Source organism: Tenacibaculum sp. Ill, assembly GCF_051938915.1.
GTDB classification, from domain to species: Bacteria; Bacteroidota; Bacteroidia; order Flavobacteriales; family Flavobacteriaceae; genus Polaribacter; species Polaribacter larymnensis.
Genome location: NZ_JBPSCW010000002.1, coordinates 340864 through 359828 on the forward strand (window position 1 = coordinate 340864; position 18965 = coordinate 359828).

Consider the following 18965-nt stretch of genomic DNA (forward strand, 5'->3'; position numbering starts at 1 on the left):
TAATAAAAATGAATTTACTTACTATATTTTTAGGAATGATCGGACCATGGCAAATAGCTATTGTCGTTGCATTAGTATTATTATTATTCGGAGGTAGAAAAATTCCTGAATTAATGCGAGGTTTAGGAACAGGTATCAAAGAATTTAAAGATGCTACTAAAAATGAAGATGAAGAAAAAACAGATAAAGTAGAAGATAAGAAATAAGATATCTATTATAAATAAAAAACCGAAACATTTAATGTTTCGGTTTTTTATTTAATTAAAGTTTTACGGCTGTTCCAGAAGCAGTAACCATAAGCATACCTCCATTGGCACCTACGGTTTCATAATCTAAGTCAATTCCAACAACTGCATCAGCTCCTAACATTTGAGCCCTTTCAGACATCTCTTTCATAGCTATTTCTTTAGCTTCTCTTAGAACTTTTTCATACGATCCAGATCTACCTCCTACAATGTCTCTAATACCGGCAAAAAAGTCCTTAAAAATGTTCGCACCTATAATTGTTTCACCAGTAACAACACCTAAATATTCTTTAGCAGGTTTATTTTCTAACGATGGTGTAGTAGATAATATCATAATTATTCTTTGTCTTTATTTTCTTGTGCTTTCTTCATAGCCTCACCAATTTGATTACTAGCTGTAAAGCTCGCTACCATATCATTCAACATATTACTACCAGCTTGAGGTGAATTAGGTAATAGAATTAAGTTACTATTAGTTTCTTCACCAATAGATTGTAAAGTATCGTAGTGTTGTGTAACAACAATTAATGCAGATGCTTCTTGGCTGTTAATCCCAACTTTATTTAATACTTCTACTGATTCTTCTAAACCACGAGCAATTTCTCTACGTTGATCAGCAATACCTTGCCCTTGTAAACGCTTACTTTCAGCTTCAGCTTTTGCTTTTTCAACAATTAAAATACGTTGAGCATCTCCTTCAAATTGTGCTGCTATTTTTTCACGCTCAGAAGCATTAATACGGTTCATTGCTGCCTTTACTTGTGCATCAGGATCAATATCTGTTACTAAAGTTTTTATAATATCATAACCATAATCAGCCATTGCATCGTTTAATTCAGTTTTTACAGCAATTGCAATATCATCTTTTTTAACAAATACATCATCTAACTTCATTTTAGGCACTTCTGCACGTACTACATCAAAAACATAAGATGTAATTTGATCATGAGGATAATCTAGCTTATAAAAAGCATCATATACCTTATCACGAATTACTTTATATTGTACAGAAACTTTTAATTTCACAAATACATCATCCAAGGTTTTTGTTTCAACAATTACATCTAACTGTTGAATCTTTAAGCTTAGTTTACCTGCTATTCTATCAACAATAGGAATTTTTAATTGTAAACCAGAGTGACGAATGCTTTGAAAGCGACCAAAGCGTTCAACAATTGCAGCAGTTTGTTGCTTAACAATAAAGAATAATGATAAGAATACTAGAATACCGACAACAATTACCGGATACATGTAAATTGACATAGTTTTTAATTTTTAAAATGTTAGTAATTTTTTTTGATAAAGATACTACTTAATAGTAGATATTTATAAGACGAATTTTATTTGAATTGTTACAATTCTTTTTTAAAAATTATATTTGTAAAAAATCAATTATATGGAACTTATACAACAAAGCATAACAGAAATTTTAATTCTACTTTTTTTAATTGTTACTTTTTTACAATCAGGAATTGATAAAGTAACAGATTGGAAAGGAAACTTATCTTTTATTAAAGGACATTTTAAAGATTCTCCTTTAAAAAACTCAGTACCTCTTTTATTAGCAGTAATTTTAGTTATGGAATTATTAGCAGGTGCATTAATGTTTGTTGGAATTTTTCATTTATCAACAACAGGTAATCATAATATAGCTTTAATAGGAGCAGAATTATCAGCAGTAACATTAATCTTTTTATTAATTGGTCAAAGATTAGCAAAAGATTATGCTGGTGCTATGACATTAGCAGTTTACTTTATAATCGCAATTTTAGCAGTATATTTATTAAATAGATAAAAACTATTTTATTATTATTTAATAATAATATTTGCTTATTTATAATCCTCTTAAAAAGCTATTTTTAAGAGGATTTTAAATTTTAGTAAGGTGTTTGTATATTGTAACGTAAAAAACTAGTTAAAATAGCCTTAAATTGAGTTTTATACATTTTTTATGATGTAAATTAAAGAAGAATATTCACCATCACGACTTGCCTTTACATTTGACTTTAATCCTGTTAAAAAAGCTTGAATTGGTCTTGATTTTTTTGTCTTATATTTTTCCGATAATAAAGAAACATAAAAAGAATCAAATTTCATTGGTAGTGTTTTTTTAACTTCCATTTCAACCAAAGAAAATATTTTTGAAATTGATGTTTTCGAAAAGTGCCATAAATGTCTTGGAACATCATAAGCAGCCCAAAACTCTTTGTAGTGTTTTGCATCAAAGCTTTGATAATTTGGAACAGCAATAATTAAAACTCCGTTTGGTTTTAAAAGCAATTTTAATTGCTTTATATATTCCGTTAAATTAGGAATATGTTCTAAGACATGCCAAAGTGTAATAACATCAAATTGTTTGTTTTCTATTTTTGAAAGATCTTCTAAAAGACGTATGTTTTTATTCTTAGCAAAAACTCTTGCTTTTTCAGATGGTTCAACACCTGTAATTTTCCAACCACCATTTTCACATACTTTTAAAAAATCACCTGTACCAGCACCAACATCTAAAATTAATTTGTTTTCAGTATTAAAAGAATTAATCAATTTTAGTTTTTTCTTTAAAGTATAGTTTTTTACAAATTGATATGTTTTATCAAAAAGAGAAGTCTTACTATCTGTATGTGAAATATAATCTTCACTAGCATAGTACTTCTCTAAGTTATTAGGTACAGGAGAAGTTACTAACATATTGTAATCTTCATTTATCATAACCTCATAACTCTCTTTTGATACTGTATGGTCAATACAGTTTAAAAAAGGTTTTAAGTTCTTGTAGAACTCTTTCTCTGAAATCAAATTAATAAATTGTGTTGAGTGTTCCTTGTGGAACATTGGTTTTTGGTTAAACAATTATACATAAAAAAATAAAACGTTCCACATGGAACATTTTATTTTTTGTAAATCTAAATTAGAATTTATCTACCCATGTAAACAAGTAAGACAGAAATATCACTTGGTGAAACACCACTTATTCTACTCGCTTGTGAAATTGAAGTAGGTTGTATTTTAGATAATTTTTCTCTTGCTTCATATGATAGAGACTTTACTTTGCTATAATCAAATGTAGAAGGAATAGGTACGTTTTCTAATCTATTTAATTTGTCTGCATTATTCTTTTCTTTTTCGATATAACCAGAGTATTTTAAATGGATTTCAACTTGTTCTATAATTTCATTATCAATTCCATTTTCTTTAACATAGTTTTCAAGCTTATCAATAGATCTAAAATCAGAAAACGTTAATTGAGGTCTAGCAGCAATTTTATACAATTTCATAGATTGGTTAATTGTCGCTAAATTTTTACTTTCTAAAATAGGATTAACATCTTCCTTAGTAATACTTAATTTAGTAATGAAGTCTATTAAGTTTTGAGTTTTATTCTTCTTCTCTTCTACCCTATCCATTCTTTCTTGAGAAGCTAACCCTAAGTTATAAGCTTTTTCCGTTAAGCGTAAATCGGCATTATCTTGTCTTAATAATGTTCTATACTCAGCACGTGAAGTAAACATTCTATATGGTTCTTCTGTCCCTTTAGTAATTAAATCATCAATTAAAACTCCAATATAAGCCTCACTTCTTTTTAAAATAAAAGGTTCTTTATTTTGGGTTTTTAAAGCTGCATTTACACCAGCCATTAAACCTTGTGCTGCTGCTTCTTCATAACCTGTTGTACCATTAATTTGACCAGCAAAAAATAAGTTATTAATTAACTTAGTTTCTAAGTTATGTTTTAATTGAGTAGGTGGGAAATAATCATATTCTATAGCGTAACCATATCTAAAGAACTTTACGTTTTCAAATCCAGGGATAGCACGTATTGCTTTATCTTGAATATCTTCTGGAAGTGATGTTGAAAATCCGTTTACATAAATTTCAACTGTGTTCCATCCTTCTGGTTCCACAAATATTTGATGACGCTCCTTTTCTGCAAAACGATTAATCTTATCTTCTACAGAAGGACAATAACGAGGTCCTGTAGATTTAATTCTACCGTTAAACATAGGAGAACGTTCAAAACCTTCACGAAGTAAATCGTGTACTTCTGGATTGGTGTAAGTAAGGTAACAAGAACGTTGTTTTGTTAATGTTTTTGTTATTGGTAAATAAGAGAATTTTTCTGGAGAATCATCACCAGGTTGTTCAGTCATTTTAGAGTAATCTAAAGAGCGTCCGTCTACACGAGGTGGAGTTCCTGTTTTCATTCTGCCAGCTTCAAAACCTTTAGTAACTAAATCTTCTGTAATACCAGTTGAAGCTCCCTCACCTGCTCTACCACCACCAAATGTTTTTTCACCAATATGAATTAATCCATTTAAAAAAGTACCAGCTGTAACAATTACAGTTTTAGCTTTTATTTCTAAACCTAAAGCAGTTTTAACTCCTGTAATAGTATCACCATCAAACAATAATCCATTAACAGAATCTTGATAAAAATCTAAGTTTTCTGTTTGTTCTAACATTGTTCTCCAGCACTCTGCAAACTGCATTCTGTCAGATTGTGCTCTAGGACTCCACATAGCAGGTCCTTTTGATTTATTTAGCATTTTAAACTGTATAGCTGTCTTGTCAGTCACAATAGCGCTATAACCTCCTAATGCATCAATTTCTCGTACTATTTGCCCTTTTGCAATTCCACCCATAGCAGGATTACAACTCATTTGAGCAATGTTTTGTAAGTTCATTGTAATTAACAAAGTGTGTGCTCCCATGTTTGCACTTGCTGCTGCAGCTTCGCTACCAGCATGTCCACCTCCTACTACAATTACATCGTATGTTGTATTAAATAAACTCATTTTTTATAATTAGTTCCACGTGGAACTCTTTTATTTTTTATCTAAAATTTCTAAACATTCATTTTCTTTAGAGCGCATAATTTGCTTCTCTTCATCAGTCTTATCTTTGTATTTCATATAATGTAAAATACCATGAATTATCACTCGGTGTAATTCGTTTTCAAAAGAAGTATTAAATTCTTTAGCGTTTTCCTCTACCCTTTCTACAGAAATAAAAATATCACCACCAACTAACTTACCTAATGTATAATCAAAACTGATAATATCAGTAAAGGTATCGTGTTGTAAAAACTCAATATTTATTTTATGTAAATAAGCGTCGTCACAAAAAATATAGTTGATTTCTCCCAGTTCAAAATCTTCTCTTTCGATACATTCTTGTATCCATTTAGAAGTGTTTTCTTCATTGTTTAATTGAAACTCGGTTTCGTAATTAAATGCAATCATTTCTTTATATCAAATACTATTATTAATGTCTTAAAAACTTAATTAAAAAGCAATAGTATTTATATAATCTAGAGGCTTTTTAATACGTTATTTTTTATCCTTTGGAAGGCTAAAGTACTCTTGAACCTTCTTTTTGTAATTTTGGCGCAAAGGTAGTGATTGTCTGTTTAATATCTCCGTTTGGTTATAAAACAACTTTTTAAACTTCAATTCTTTAGTAGTATTGTTATTAAACTCCTGTAAATTGGTATTTGATTTACGCTGTTTATCTTTATTTTGTTCAAAAGTTGCTTTATCTAATTTAAGTAATTCATAGTTTAATTGCTGCATCCTATTAATGCTTTCTTGAGTAAACCCTTTTTCTAAAATTTCATTTTCTAATTGTTCCATTTCTTTTAATGCTTTTTTAGCATCACCATTCCCTCCTTTACCTTCTCTAATAGCATTTTCTAATTGTTCTCTTAGTTGAGATTGTTCTTTATAAATTTGATATAATTCACCATCTAAATCATCACTTTGTTCACCGTTTTGTCCTTCATTTTCACCATCTTTTCCATTTTTAGGATTCCCTTGGTTTTTCTTTTGCATACCTTGTTTCATCTTTTCCATCAATTCATTTTGCTTTTGAATGATGTCTGGTAAACTAAATGATTTCCCTTTTCCCTTCCCTTTTCCATTACCAGGTTTAGGGTTCTGCATAGCATCTAAAGTATTACTTAACATATCTGCCAATGTATTAGCAGAGGTCATAACATATTGTTGATTTGATATACCAGTCTGGAAATAATTATCTGCAAAGTTTTCTAAAGACTGATCTAAGTTATAATGAGCTTGTGCTAAGTGATCTTGAATCTTTGATGAGATGCTAGGAACACGCATAGAAAGCACAAATAAACTATCATCAATATGCTCAAAATAGGTTTTAAGTTGATGTTGTTTTTGAAGGTTTTTACCAAAGTTAGGATGTGATGAATTTGAGGAAGAAAACTCATTCATCAAAGCTTCTTGGTCGAAAGAAAATGTAATAAGGTTTTCTAAAATTTGACGTAACCCCTCCATGTTTTCCTCTTCCATTTCAGCGCTCATTGATTGCATGGATTGTTGCATTTTCTGACTCATTTGCTGCATTTTTTTAGCAGCTTTTTTCTGACTTTTTTTAGTTTCAGAAGCGTTATTTTTTTCTAAGTTTTCTCCAGCTTTATTTAATTCTTCTTGAGCCTGTTTTTCTAAATCTTCCATAGAAGGCATTTCCATGGGTTGTTTCAACTTCTTATTATCTTTTTCTAAGTCGTCTAATTCTTTTTTCGCTTTTTGAAACTCCTCATTAATCTGTTGTTGTTCTTCCTTATTAGTTTCTTTGTTACTTAACTCTTCTTGTTTTTTAGATAAATCATCAAGCTTGTTTGCTAACTGATTCATTTTTTGTTCAACATAAAAACGCTTAGTCATTTCTAAGATACGTTCTAAACTACGCTCCTGTTGTTTGTTTTGTTCAGCTAGTTCTTTTGTCTTTTTAATTAAATCTTCTTTCTTTAATTTATCTGCTAGCTTGTTTAATTCGTCTAGTAATTTTTGTTGTTTTTCTAACTTTTTAAGTTCTTCAATACGTTTTTTAAGGTTTTCTTTTTTCTGTTCTAAGGTTTCATTTTCTTCTTTCTTTTCAGAAAAATTCTCTTGTAATTTTTGCGTTTGACGTTGCATCATTTGCTTGTATTGCTCCTGGCGCTTTATTAAATTTTGAATTTTCTTTTGATCATTCCAGTTAATATTCTTCTTATTCTGTAAATCAAACTGAATCTTTTCTAAATCTTTCTTACTTTTTTGTTGTTGATCTAATGAATTAGTAATGTTTTCAATGTAGTTTTTTTGCTCTTGTAATAGTTCTTCTTCTATCTCCTCCTCCGTTTTTTGTCGATAGCTAAACTTTCTACTCATGGCTTTTTTACTACCATTTACAATATCATTATCGTATACTTGAAAGTACATTTCATAGTCTATTCCCTCTTTTAAACCTAAATTTCCAGGAAACTCAAAATAAAAGGTTTGAATATTTTCTTTATTTATATTAATAAATTGATTATCAGTGTTTTGATTATTGTTTTTATCATAATAAACCAATTCTAACCTCTTAAAACCATAATCATCAGCAATTTGACCTACAAACTGTGCATTTCCTCTTGAAATACTATCAATATTTGAATTTACATTAATAGTTGGATATTCATCTTTAGTCACATTAATAGAAAACTGTAGTTGTTCGTAATCTGTTAGATTTTTGTTAGATGTAGTTATTTGATAGTTTGTATTATTTAAAACACGTTTTGTAAACTCAAATTCGTTGTTTTCTTTTTGAATAAAATTTGTTCTTTTCTCTTTTTCTATGAAGGTAACTGTATCGGTTTCAGAAGTTTTTATGTCCCATTTTATAATTGTTCCTTGTGGAACATTTAAGTTTCCGGTGTTGTTAATTGTTTCAGAAGCTTTACCTATGTATGAAGGGTAAGTTAAGTTTAATGCTATATTTTGAATAGATGGAGTTTTAATAATTGTTATGCTATACTCATTAGATTCAATTCCGTTGGCACTAGCATAAAAAGTAATAGGGTTTTGAACTTCAGAAAACGTATATGAAAACAAACCATTTCCTTCACTTTCCATAAAGTATTGTTGATTATTAAAATGAATTTTGGTTTCCTGAGGTATTACCTCCCCTTCTGTTTGTAAGTAAACGGTTATATCTTTTCCTTTAATAACATGCAAATCTTTTGCTGTTAAACTAAAATAAAAAGGAGCTGGAGGGTTATATGCTACTGAATGATTTACTACACGATTAAAACTTTGTGAAAGTTTACTAGAAGTTCCTGTAAGCATAGAAATTCCCCAAATTAAGAAAGGAATTAAAGCATATTTTACATACTTTTTGTTTCTACTAAAGTCAATGGCCTTATTAAAAGAAACAGGCTGCAATTCTTTTGATTTTTGCTCAATGCTTGCAGCTAATAAATCAGATTGCTGATTGTTTTGCTGTAATTGTAAAACGTTTAATAGTTTATCTTTTACTTCAGGAAAATGATTTCCGATAATTTTAGAAGCTTCCTCAAAAGAAATTCCTTTTTGTAGCCCCACTATTTTAAAAATAGGAAAACAAATAAAACGGAAAAATAAGAATGCTTCTACTGCAATAAATAACCAAAATAAAATAGTTCTAGCAGTTGGTTTTAACCATAAAAAATATTCAATAAACAGTGTAAATAGTAAATAAATCAATCCTAACGAAAAAAATAAAATGCTTCCTTTTATCAATTCGTTTGTGTAAAATTTCTTACTAAACAGCTCTAGTTTCTGTTGTATTTTATTAAAATCTCCCATATCTAAGTATAAAAATACATGTTTTATGAGGAAATCTTAGTTAAAGATTTATTTAAACACTCATATTTCATTAATAAACTACTTTAAATACGTTATTTGAAGAAAAAATAAGGATTTACCATACCTTTTATAAGGTAAAAAAAACGATGAGTATATAAAGTTGAATTAAATTGCTAGTACTAATTTTAAAAACTTTAAAGATGTTAAAAAACATTTCAAACTTAGGTATTCTGCTTAATAAGGTAGATCAAAAAAATATTAATGGAGGTTTCTTTTCAGGAAATAACGAGTGTGATATAACAGGGTGTTATGAAAGTTATCCGGGAGGAAACGGTTATGTTGGTCGTGGCGAAGGAAATCCATGTGCTTTTGATACGCCTTATGGAATGAGTTGTTCAGGAATTATACAAGATGGTTTGTGTTGTATAAGCTAAGATCCAGAAAATGTATGAAAGCAGTATTTATTTAAATGCTGCTTTTTTTATGAAGTGTAGTTCAAATAATAAGTACTTTTTGTAAGGAACAAAAGCTTTTGTAAACTAACTAAAAAATATTTTCAGCATGAAACAACTAGTTATACCAGTATTATTTTTAATTACACTTAATGTTTTTTCTCAAAGTCCGTGGACAAAAAACAAAAACGAAGGATATATTCAAGCATCATTTACCTCAATTGGAAGCTATGATAAAATTTATGGGAATCCAGATTATAAGCCTCAACGAGAAATTACCGACAATACATTACAATTATATGGAGAATATGGTGTAACAGATAAAACAACATTATTTGCTAACGTTCCTTTAAAAATGGTAAAAACAGGTGACTTTACAGAAGATATGTCTGTAATTTTTCCTTCTTTTACTATCGATGAAGCTTCAGAAACCTTGTTAGGAAATATCCAATTAGGAATAAAACATAACTTTTCTAACAATAAGTGGTTGCTTTCAGGACAACTTTCTATAGAAGCAAATACAAGTACTTACAAAGAAAATTCAGGATTAAGAAGTGGTTATGATGCGTGGACATTTACACCGTTATTTTTAACAGGGAGAGGTTTTGGCTCATGGTATATACAGGCTTTTACGGGTTTTGATATTAGAACAAATGATTATAGTTCTAACTATAAACTAGGAGGAGAAATAGGGTATAAAGCTTTAAATTGGCTATGGATAGCTGGTTTTTTAGATGGTGTTGCTTCTTTAAAAAATGGTGATGTTGTGTTACCTCAAGAAAACTTAGCTACAGGTTTGTATGTAAATAATCAAAGCTATGCTGCATTTGGATTCAAGTTTATTGGAGAGTTTAATAAATCATTTGGTGTTAATGTAGGATTTGGCGGAGCCTTTGCTGGAAGAAATGTTGCCAAAGCTCCAGCTTTGAGTTTTGGATTATATCATAAGTTTTAAAAAAGTATGGATTATCCTTACCTTTTGTAAGGCAAAATCACTGAAGAATTTTTAAAGTTGAATTAAATTGCTAGTACTAATTTAAAAACTTTAAAAGATGTTAAAAAACATTTCAAATTTAGGTACTACCCTAAACAAAAAAGAACAAAAAAATATTAACGGAGGTTTTGGACTTACCAGATGTAGATACGACCAAGATTGTCCAAGAAGAGACATGTACTGCTTCCATGGCTATTGCCAATATAAATAATTAAAAAAAGAATCTAAAAAGTAAGGTTTTTCCTTACTTTTTGTAAGGAAAAATCAACTAAGAGTCTTAAAAGTTGAATTAAATTGCTAGTACTAATTTTAAAAACTTTAAAGATGTTAAAAAACATTTCAAGCTTAGGTAGTAGCCTAAACAAAAAAGAACAAAAAAACATTAATGGTGGTTTTGGCGGAGGAACTATGCAATGCTCTTCAAATAGCGATTGTGATATTCTTAATTCTTACCCAGGAATGGAAAATGAACGTTTCTTTTGTTATTGGGGTTATTGTCAAATATCTTAAAACATTTTATGTTGAAGAATATTTCAAATTTAGGTAGTACGCTAAACAAAAAAGAGCAAAAACTTATTAATGGAGGTTCTCTAATTTTTTGTTCGGTTTGTGTAGATTTTTGTAGATCACAAAATTTTCAAACTAAGGAAGAGTTTAGTGCTTGTTTTTATGATTGTAAACAAGATATGTGCTAAGAAACAATAAGCGGACTTAGGTTCGCTTTTTATATTAATCTATAAATTTAAAAATTATGTTAAAGAACATTTCAAAAACTGGTAAATTACTTAGTAAAAAGGAACAAAAGATAATTAAAGGAAACGGAGGATGCTTTCCTCTTGAGCCTTGTTATGTGGGTTACGTGTATGATTTCACAGCTTGTGCATGTGTTCCAGATAACTCATAAAAATTATTTTAAAAGCGAGTTAAACTCGCTTTTTTTCTTTTTTCTCTTTCCTCCTTTTTCTTTTCTATTAACATAAAACTATCTTTGCGCTTTCAAATCAATAAAAAAATGACTGAGAACGTAAGAGTACGCTTTGCTCCGAGTCCGACAGGACCTTTACACATAGGTGGTGTAAGAACTGCTTTATTCAATTATTTATTTGCTAAAAAACATAACGGAACCTTTGTTTTACGTATTGAAGATACGGATCAAACACGTTATGTAGCCAATGCAGAACAATATATCATCGATTCGTTAGAATGGTGTAATATTCCATTTGATGAAGGCCCAGGTAAAAACGAAAAATTCGGACCTTATCGTCAGTCAGAACGTAAAGATTTGTATAAAAAATATGCCGATCAGTTAATTGAAAGCGGTTGGGCATATTATGCCTTTGATACAGCTGAAGAGTTAGATGCACATCGAAAAAATCACGAAGAGCAAGGAAAAACGTTTATCTATAATTGGCATAATCGTCAAAAATTAAACAATTCGTTGGCTCTTTCTGCTGATGAAGTAGCAGCTAAGATTAATGCAGGAGAAAAATTTGTGATTCGTTTTAAAACTCCACAAGATGAAACGTTGATTTTACAAGATGAAATTCGTGGTACGATTAAAGTTGAAACAAACACTTTAGATGATAAAGTATTGTTTAAATCTGATGGTATGCCAACCTATCACCTAGCAAATATTGTAGATGACTATTTAATGGAAATTTCACATGTAATTCGTGGTGAAGAATGGTTGCCTTCTCTCCCACTTCATGAGTTATTATATCGTTCGTTTGATTGGAAAGCACCAAAATTTGCACACTTACCATTAATTTTAAAACCAGTAGGAAAAGGAAAATTAAGTAAGCGAGATGGTGATAAATTAGGTTTCCCAGTATTTCCATTAGAATATACAAATGAGCAAACAGGAGATGTTTCACGTGGATACAAAGAAGACGGTTATTTTGCTGATGCATTTATAAATATGTTAGCATTCTTAGGATGGAATCCTGGAACAGAACAAGAAATTTTTAGTTTAAAAGAACTAACAGAAGCATTCGATTTAGCGCGCGTAAGTAAATCAGGAGCTAAGTTTAGTCCAGATAAAACCAAATGGTTTAATCAGCAGTATTTACAGCAAAAATCTAACGAAGAACTTACAGCTTTATTCTTGCCTATTCTTGAAGAAAAAGGTATAACTACAGATAAGGATCGTACAGAGAAAGTAGTTTCGTTAATAAAAGAGCGTGCAACGTTTGTAGCTGATTTTTGGGAGTTATCTAGCTTTTTCTATCAAAACCCTTCAGAATACGATGCAAAAGCGGTTAAAAAGCAATGGAAAGACACTACGAGTGAGTTAATGCAAGAATTAGTAGAAGTAATTTCTAAAATAGAAGATTTTTCAATTGAAAATGCCCAAACTGAAATTAAGGGATGGATTACCTCAAAAGAAATAGGGTTTGGTAAAGTGATGCAACCACTTCGTTTGAGTTTAGTAGGTAAATTGGCAGGACCAGATTTGTTTGATATTATGACAATGATAGGTAAAGAAACTACCATTACAAGAATAGAAAACGCGATAAACGAACTATCATAAAAAATAAAAAAGCCGCTTAAAAAGCGGCTTTTTTATTATATTTTAAGAAGGTTTAAAACATACAACCTCCTAAATGTTTTGCAGCATTACGACCATTATTACCACCGCCATTATTCCAGTTTAATTTAAATACAACACCTAAAGTTCCTTGAATATGTGAACGCATACTTTCGTAACCTTCAAAAGAGTGTTTATAATATAATTGTGGATTAATACCAATATTATCGCTAACCCAGTAAATTCCACCAGCACCAACATTAAGAGTAGGTGTCATTTTACGTTCAGAGTCAACTACACTTCCTCCTATAAAAACATACGGAGCAAACTTGTTAAACATAGCATTCAAGTTATAACGAAACGAAGCATCCATAGAAAAATACTTTGCTGAATTTTTAATAAAACCAACATCATCAATAGTATTAAAAGACATAGCACCGTCTAAAGAAAAACGATCACCAATAGGCATGGTTAAACTTAAAGTAGGTACTTGAAATAAGTATTGATCACCAATAAATGCGGCATCACTTTCACTAAATTTCGTTATTCCGAAACCTACACCTATTTGCCAAGAGTCGTTTAAGTTTTGAGAAAAAACGGATGTTGTTAAACAAGTAAAGATTGCTATGAATAAAATTTTATGTTTCATCGGGAGATAAGTGTTTAGAGTAATAACTGGTTTAATAAGTTTTTAGTATAATTAAATTAATTGGCATTCACCTTTTTAATAGCTGCGGTAAAATTATCTAAGTCGTTATCGTTTAAAACTAAATGAACGGCTTCATCACAAACTTTCTCAGCATTCTCAGCAGAGAAATGCAAAGCTACTGCAATTTTACGAAGTATGCCAACTTCCTCTTTGGCTACATCTTCATCAGCAAAAATCATTCTTGTTAAACGATATAAGCGCTCAATACGCTCGTCGTAACTTACTGGGGCGTTTATTGGGTATTTTTCAGGACTTTTTAAGATTAGCTTATATTCCTCTTCACTAATATTTAATTTTTTTGCAGCTCTGTCTAATAATAACTGTTCTCCTTCTGAAATAATTCCATCAGTCTCAGCAATTTTTACTACACTAGCAAAGTGCCCTATTTCTTGTTTATGTTTTCCGGTTGAATATAAATCTGATATAGACATAATTTTTTTGTTTTTTTTAGATTGAAAGTAAGTGGTATTTATTTAGAAGCAAAGTTTAAATAAAGTCACATAAATACCGCCGAAAGTTAACAATTCTAACCAAAAACAAAGTATTATTTTTTCTTATTATAATTTAAAAACATATAAAAACTACTAATAAAAAACAGGTGTTTTTTAGATGTTTTAAAGAATTTTTATTTTTAGTTAATACAAATGTTTATACTAGTGTTTTTTTATTCTTTAAAATAGCGATTATGGAGGTTTTAATAAAAAAACACAGAAAAACGAAACCTTAATAGAGGATATTTATAAAATACACGAAAAGAATCAATAAATCTTAATTTAGTTTTTCGTTTTTAAAATTACTAACTTGTAGCATATGAATTTTCAATCTTATCAAAAATGAAAACGGTATATACTATTTTAATTTTTTTAGTTTCGGTTACGTTTAGTTTTTCACAAAATAATGAAGTAATAGAAAAAGAGGTTAATCAACAAATATGGCAACCATTTAAAAAATCTTTTGAAGCTAGAGATTGGAATACATTTAATAGTTTACATACTAATGATGTTTTAAGAGTTAATAAGTATGGAATTCGCATAGGAGAAGAATACAAAACATCGGTACAAACATCTTATCAAAAACCAACGACTAAGAAAAGACAAATAGATTTTTGTTTCAATCAAAGAACTTACAAAGGAAGTACTGGTTACGAAGTAGGTTATTACCGAATTATATACACTGAAAAAGACAAAGAACCACGTATTGTATACGGAAGGTTTCACGTGTTACTTAATAAAAAGAGTGGTGTATGGTTAATTTCGCAAGACTGGGATACTGATACTATGAATGGAAAGCCAATTACTAAAGAAGATTTTGAATCAGGTAAATGTTTGTAAATTAGACAGCAATTTTTAAGTTGTTTTATCCTCCATTTGTCATTTCGATTGTAAGAAGAAACCTGTCAAAACTTTAGTAGTAAAAATCCTATCAAAACTGAAATTTAACTTTAAAATCGTATTTAATTCAAAATTAAATAACTAACAAAAATGCCACTTTTTTCATCTGTTAAAGTATTGTAAAATTTAGCACCTACTAAGTATAAAATCTGATCGAAAACGTAAATTTGTGTAGAGTTTTGCGCAGAGTTCCCCACGATTGTTAATTACTTCAGCCTTAAAAAAGAATTGCAAAAACATTGCTGTAGTTTCTATTCAGTCACTCTTCTCAAAAAAATTGAAAAGAAAACTAAAAATTTTATTGTAAATGAATCAATTTGATAAGCATCAAATCATTCCTTTTTATTTAGGGAATGAAGCCTCTATTAAAGAAGCTTTAGCAAAGTACAAAGAGTTATTAGACAGCAACAAAGCAGTCATAAACCAAGTATTCGATGTAGAGTTTAAAATTATTGAAAACGATACTCAACGTCGTATTCAAGTAGCAGACACCAACAATCAAAAGTTGGTAAAAAGCGCACTGAACATGGGACCAGATGGAGGTTCAAGTTATTACCCAGAACATATTGGAGATACTGATGAAATTTATATTTCTGAAGTACTCTTTTTTGCCATTGCACTGGAGTATCCTTCATTAAAAGAAGCAGTTGTTACTACAGCAAAAGCAATTGTAGCATATAGTAGACGCTTTAATGATACCTGGAATTTATGGATAGACGATATGCGTGTTTTTGGTATTGAAGCTCTCTATATGCTCGCACGAACAAATGCTAGTTATACTTACTTACTATCGCAATTTTTAATTCCTTATTGGGATGACGAACATGCTGTTGGTTACGAAGAATATTTACGCGATTTATTCGGAATAAATGGATGGAGCAGACCTATGATTAAAGCTTTTATTTGGTGTGATAATAGTTATTTTAGACAAGCTATTGCAACATCACAAGAAGAATCATTAGGAAATTATTTAAAAGCAAATCCAGAAGAATATAACTATTTTAAACAAGCACTTAAAGAACGATTAATAGAAGAACCAGTACTATTACCTTATAGTGATAGTGACCCAGAAGAAGTACACCCTGTATTAGATATTTATTTCAGCTTAGTAGTGGTTGCTGAAGAATGGGCAGAGTCGATAGAGGATAATGAAGAGGTATTACAAGAACATTTTATTGAAGACACTTTAGAAAATGAAGCACTTGATTTAGAAAAAAATATAAAAAATACACTTCAAAAACCTTTAAGTAAAATTAGTGAAGAGGCACAAAGAGAAAAAGATGAAGACGAAGAAAGAGAAGCCTATTTTGATAATTATGAATATGGAGATGGGTTAAAAAGTGTAAAAGAGTTAATCTTACACCTAAATCGCGGTGCAGATCTTTGGAAATATGTGCAAACAGGTCAACATAAAGATGCCTTAAAAGATTTACCTCAGACTGATTTATTGCCTTTGGCTAAAGAGCATGCTCGTGTTATGCACTTAAGAATGATGTATTTCACAGGTGGTTATCGTGATGAAAATGAAGTTCGTGAATCTCTAGAAAATATTATTAGTGATGTTACAGCAGAACTATTATCGTTTGAAGAAGAAGATATTGAAGAAATTTATCAAAACGGTCTAATTCTTACAATCAAAACACGACCAACTGGCGCAGCAGAAGATACTGAAGTAGAACAAAGGCAACAAGTACGTAACGCTATGTATTTACGTATACTAGATGTGTTCTATTACGCATTTGGTAAAAAACCGTTTGATGACGATATTAAAGAAATTGTAACTAAAAATGATCCTTTATTAACTGTTAAGGAATATCAGCAACGTTACTATTCTCAGCTTTCAAAAGAAGCAACACCTAAAGAAAAAGAAAAGCACGAAAAAAACATCATAATAGAAGTATTACAAGAGTTTGCAGATCTTGATACAAAACTAAGTAAAAAGAATTTTGACGATGCAGCTTTTGTTTTTGAAGAAAAAAAAGAACGTCGCGATTGCTCTTGGTGGCCAAAAGATAACATAGGTTGTTGTGCTTTAGCAACGCACCTACTCTTTCAAGACTTTCAACAACGTGTAGGTGATCAATATACCCAAGATTTATTTAATTATATCAATGAAAATGTTTGGGCGCTGATGGCTAAAATGGTAAAAGAATCATTGGTAAACCCTATTGATGAAAAGGATAAAGACTTAGATACTATCAAAGAGCAAGCTTTAGCTTATATCACAGAAGCAAACACTACATTAACAGAAGAAGAAGCATTAAAAATCTTTAAAAAAGTCTTACGAGTAGACAAAAAAGAAGAAGCAAGTGCTAAACAAAAAAAGTACGATTTATTCGATAATGCCTATGAAGACAACCAATGTACTGTACTTATTTGTTATTGTTTATCGCAAATGCCACTACCAAGTCAAAAACAAGGAAAACGATTATGGAAATTGTGGGTAGCCTTAGCTCCGCAAAGAGTAATACAATTTTTAGCAAAAATAAATGCAGACGATGAATACGATTACACATTTGAAAAGCCTATAAAAGAAATTGATTTTTACGACAGAATTGAAAGAAATGGAGTACCAAAATCACAAAGTATTGCTTTTCAAATGGTAGTAGCTCAAAAAGAGTTTCATAATAGTTGGGAAGGAGATAAAGCTCCTTATTTAGTATGGTTAGATAAGTATAATGAAATAGACAGTACAGCAACTGGTATGTTTGATGTAATGGATAAAAAACGTGCAATAGCCTTAGACGAAGGAATGCATTATATCGAAGCAAATAGACGAATTGAATATTTTATCGACTTATCACTACAAAATGAGCGTTTTCCTTTTAACCAGCCAGAAGCATTTAAAGAAACACTAGGTAAATTGTTTCAAGTAAATTTAGTACCATGGTATAAAAGACTATCTGTATACGACGACAATACATGTAAAAATTATCATAATCATTACAATAACGAGAATGAAGAAATTAGTGCTTTAGAGAAATTACCAATATCATTTCATCCAAATGCAGTTATCAATCTTTCTACAAAAATTAACGATTACAACCAAGTTCAATTACTCCAAAAGAAAGGAGAAAAACTCGTTATTTTACAACTAGATAAAGAGTATAACGACCATAGATTTGAAGACTCGCAAATAACACCCGAAAAAGTATCGCTACCTTTTGGTCAGTTTGTGTTATTTCCCGAAGAAATAGATACAGATGCAATTTTAAACGCCATTCGTAATCAAACTACCGATGCGGAAGATGTTGAATTGTTAGTTATTAAATTACAAAAGTATTTAAATGATGAGGTGAGTTACGCAGATATGACATCACTATGTAATAAAATGCTTAAAAAAGAAGATTTCAACGTCTATGATAGAAATTATTCAGCGATGACAATTCAGCAATTTATTTGGATGCTATCAGAAGAAAAACAACATCGTTTTATCAAACTTTTTGCAAACCATAGTCTTGAAGGAACCCAAATGCTAACGAGAGATTTCACCAAAGCATTTTTACGAATGAAAGTACGTGAAAAAGAAGTTAGTTTAGAAGAAATAAGAGAAAAATCAGAAGAAGATGAGTATAAAGAAGCAGCATTTACATACTTACTAAATCTTTTAGATTCTCTAGAAATAAATCCATTATACATTGCAGATATAGCGCTTGATGATTATAGTGAAACCTCAATAAATTGGTTTATTGCTTTAGGAGCAGAAAAACTGTTTGACCTATCACAAAACTTCTCAGTAGATAAACGTGTAGAATTGATAGAAATGCTTTCTGAATCTGAAGAAGCTACAAACGTTTTAAAACCCTTTTTAGAAGATGCATCCAGGATGGTAAGAGATGCTACAGAAAGTGTCTTAAACACTTCAGAAATGATGTAAAAAACAAAAAAGCTGTCTATTTAGGTAGCTTTTTTTATGTTTTAACTTGTCATCGTCATTGCGAGCGATAGCGAAGCAATCTTTAAATCGTGTGTTTCCAACTAACAGATTACTTAGGTCACCTACTCTTTCGAAATAACGTTGAGGTGGTATAACTGATT

18 protein-coding genes are annotated in these 18965 nt (G+C 30.2%); 10 read left to right on the top strand and 8 right to left on the bottom strand.

Translation table 11 applies throughout. The features are described from left to right. The first annotated feature begins 8 nt into the window (after positions 1–8). A complete protein-coding gene (locus ACTPNM_RS01675) occupies positions 9–206 on the top strand; it encodes a Sec-independent protein translocase subunit TatA/TatB (protein WP_274638852.1) in 198 nt (65 codons plus the stop codon). 55 nt (positions 207–261) lie between these two features. On the opposite strand, the gene ACTPNM_RS01680 is transcribed toward ACTPNM_RS01675, so the two are convergent. Both ACTPNM_RS01680 and ACTPNM_RS01685 read right to left on the bottom strand, forming a co-directional pair. Then, complete coding sequence (locus ACTPNM_RS01680) at positions 262–579, bottom strand: heavy metal-binding domain-containing protein (RefSeq protein WP_274638853.1); 318 nt, start codon at positions 577–579, stop codon at positions 262–264. 2 nt (positions 580–581) lie between these two features. Continuing rightward, positions 582–1508 carry an SPFH domain-containing protein gene (locus tag ACTPNM_RS01685; RefSeq protein ID WP_274638854.1) on the bottom strand — a complete coding sequence of 309 codons (927 nt, stop codon included), beginning with the start codon at positions 1506–1508 and terminating at the stop codon, positions 582–584. 133 nt (positions 1509–1641) lie between these two features. Between ACTPNM_RS01685 and ACTPNM_RS01690 the strand changes: the two genes are divergently transcribed. Next, positions 1642–2040 carry a DoxX family protein gene (locus tag ACTPNM_RS01690; protein WP_440120331.1) on the top strand — a complete coding sequence of 133 codons (399 nt, stop codon included), beginning with the start codon at positions 1642–1644 and terminating at the stop codon, positions 2038–2040. 143 nt (positions 2041–2183) lie between these two features. Here the strand turns inward: ACTPNM_RS01690 and ACTPNM_RS01695 are convergent, their stop codons facing one another. The 4 genes from ACTPNM_RS01695 to ACTPNM_RS01710 all read right to left on the bottom strand — a co-directional run bounded on the left by ACTPNM_RS01695 (position 2184) and on the right by ACTPNM_RS01710 (position 8854). Next, entirely contained in the window at positions 2184–3077 is an 894-nt protein-coding gene (locus ACTPNM_RS01695; protein ID WP_440120332.1) for a class I SAM-dependent methyltransferase, read from the bottom strand. An 83-nt stretch (positions 3078–3160) separates the two neighbouring features. Next, positions 3161–5038: a tRNA uridine-5-carboxymethylaminomethyl(34) synthesis enzyme MnmG gene (gene mnmG / locus ACTPNM_RS01700; RefSeq protein ID WP_440120333.1), complete on the bottom strand. Its 1878-nt coding sequence runs from the start codon at positions 5036–5038 to the stop codon at positions 3161–3163. A 30-nt stretch (positions 5039–5068) separates the two neighbouring features. Further along, positions 5069–5485 (bottom strand): rRNA maturation RNase YbeY, encoded by a 417-nt coding sequence (gene ybeY, locus ACTPNM_RS01705; RefSeq protein ID WP_440120334.1) that lies wholly within the window; start codon positions 5483–5485, stop codon positions 5069–5071. An 87-nt stretch (positions 5486–5572) separates the two neighbouring features. Further along, a complete protein-coding gene (locus ACTPNM_RS01710; RefSeq protein WP_440120335.1) occupies positions 5573–8854 on the bottom strand; it encodes a DUF4175 family protein in 3282 nt (1093 codons plus the stop codon). Positions 8855–9054: 200 nt separating this feature from the next. Here ACTPNM_RS01710 and ACTPNM_RS01715 point away from each other — a divergent pair, with 200 nt between their 5' ends. The 6 genes from ACTPNM_RS01715 to gltX all read left to right on the top strand — a co-directional run bounded on the left by ACTPNM_RS01715 (position 9055) and on the right by gltX (position 12830). Further along, positions 9055–9288, top strand: coding sequence for a hypothetical protein (locus ACTPNM_RS01715; RefSeq protein WP_274638860.1), 234 nt, complete (start codon positions 9055–9057; stop codon positions 9286–9288). A gap of 127 nt (positions 9289–9415) precedes the next feature. After that, positions 9416–10261 (top strand): hypothetical protein, encoded by an 846-nt coding sequence (locus ACTPNM_RS01720; protein ID WP_440120336.1) that lies wholly within the window; start codon positions 9416–9418, stop codon positions 10259–10261. A 97-nt stretch (positions 10262–10358) separates the two neighbouring features. Then, on the top strand, positions 10359–10511 hold the full coding sequence (locus tag ACTPNM_RS01725; RefSeq protein ID WP_274638862.1) for a hypothetical protein: 153 nt from the start codon (positions 10359–10361) through the stop codon (positions 10509–10511). A gap of 113 nt (positions 10512–10624) precedes the next feature. After that, the gene (locus ACTPNM_RS01730; protein ID WP_440120337.1) at positions 10625–10810 is read left to right on the top strand and encodes a hypothetical protein; all 186 of its coding nucleotides are present in this window, start codon (positions 10625–10627) and stop codon (positions 10808–10810) included. Positions 10811–11051: 241 nt separating this feature from the next. After that, on the top strand, positions 11052–11204 hold the full coding sequence (locus ACTPNM_RS01735; protein WP_176550553.1) for a hypothetical protein: 153 nt from the start codon (positions 11052–11054) through the stop codon (positions 11202–11204). A 108-nt stretch (positions 11205–11312) separates the two neighbouring features. Beyond that, positions 11313–12830 (top strand): glutamate--tRNA ligase, encoded by a 1518-nt coding sequence (gltX, locus tag ACTPNM_RS01740; RefSeq protein WP_440120338.1) that lies wholly within the window; start codon positions 11313–11315, stop codon positions 12828–12830. A 52-nt stretch (positions 12831–12882) separates the two neighbouring features. On the opposite strand, the gene ACTPNM_RS01745 is transcribed toward gltX, so the two are convergent. Continuing rightward, the gene (locus ACTPNM_RS01745; protein WP_099214918.1) at positions 12883–13476 is read right to left on the bottom strand and encodes a hypothetical protein; all 594 of its coding nucleotides are present in this window, start codon (positions 13474–13476) and stop codon (positions 12883–12885) included. A 56-nt stretch (positions 13477–13532) separates the two neighbouring features. Continuing rightward, entirely contained in the window at positions 13533–13967 is a 435-nt protein-coding gene (locus ACTPNM_RS01750; protein ID WP_440120339.1) for a TerB family tellurite resistance protein, read from the bottom strand. A gap of 402 nt (positions 13968–14369) precedes the next feature. On the opposite strand from ACTPNM_RS01750, the gene ACTPNM_RS01755 reads away from it, so the two are divergent. Together ACTPNM_RS01755 and ACTPNM_RS01760 are read left to right on the top strand one after the other, a co-directional pair. Further along, entirely contained in the window at positions 14370–14867 is a 498-nt protein-coding gene (locus ACTPNM_RS01755) for a hypothetical protein (RefSeq protein WP_440120340.1), read from the top strand. A 367-nt stretch (positions 14868–15234) separates the two neighbouring features. Then, positions 15235–18804: a hypothetical protein gene (locus ACTPNM_RS01760; RefSeq protein WP_440120341.1), complete on the top strand. Its 3570-nt coding sequence runs from the start codon at positions 15235–15237 to the stop codon at positions 18802–18804. Positions 18805–18965 lie beyond the last annotated feature (161 nt).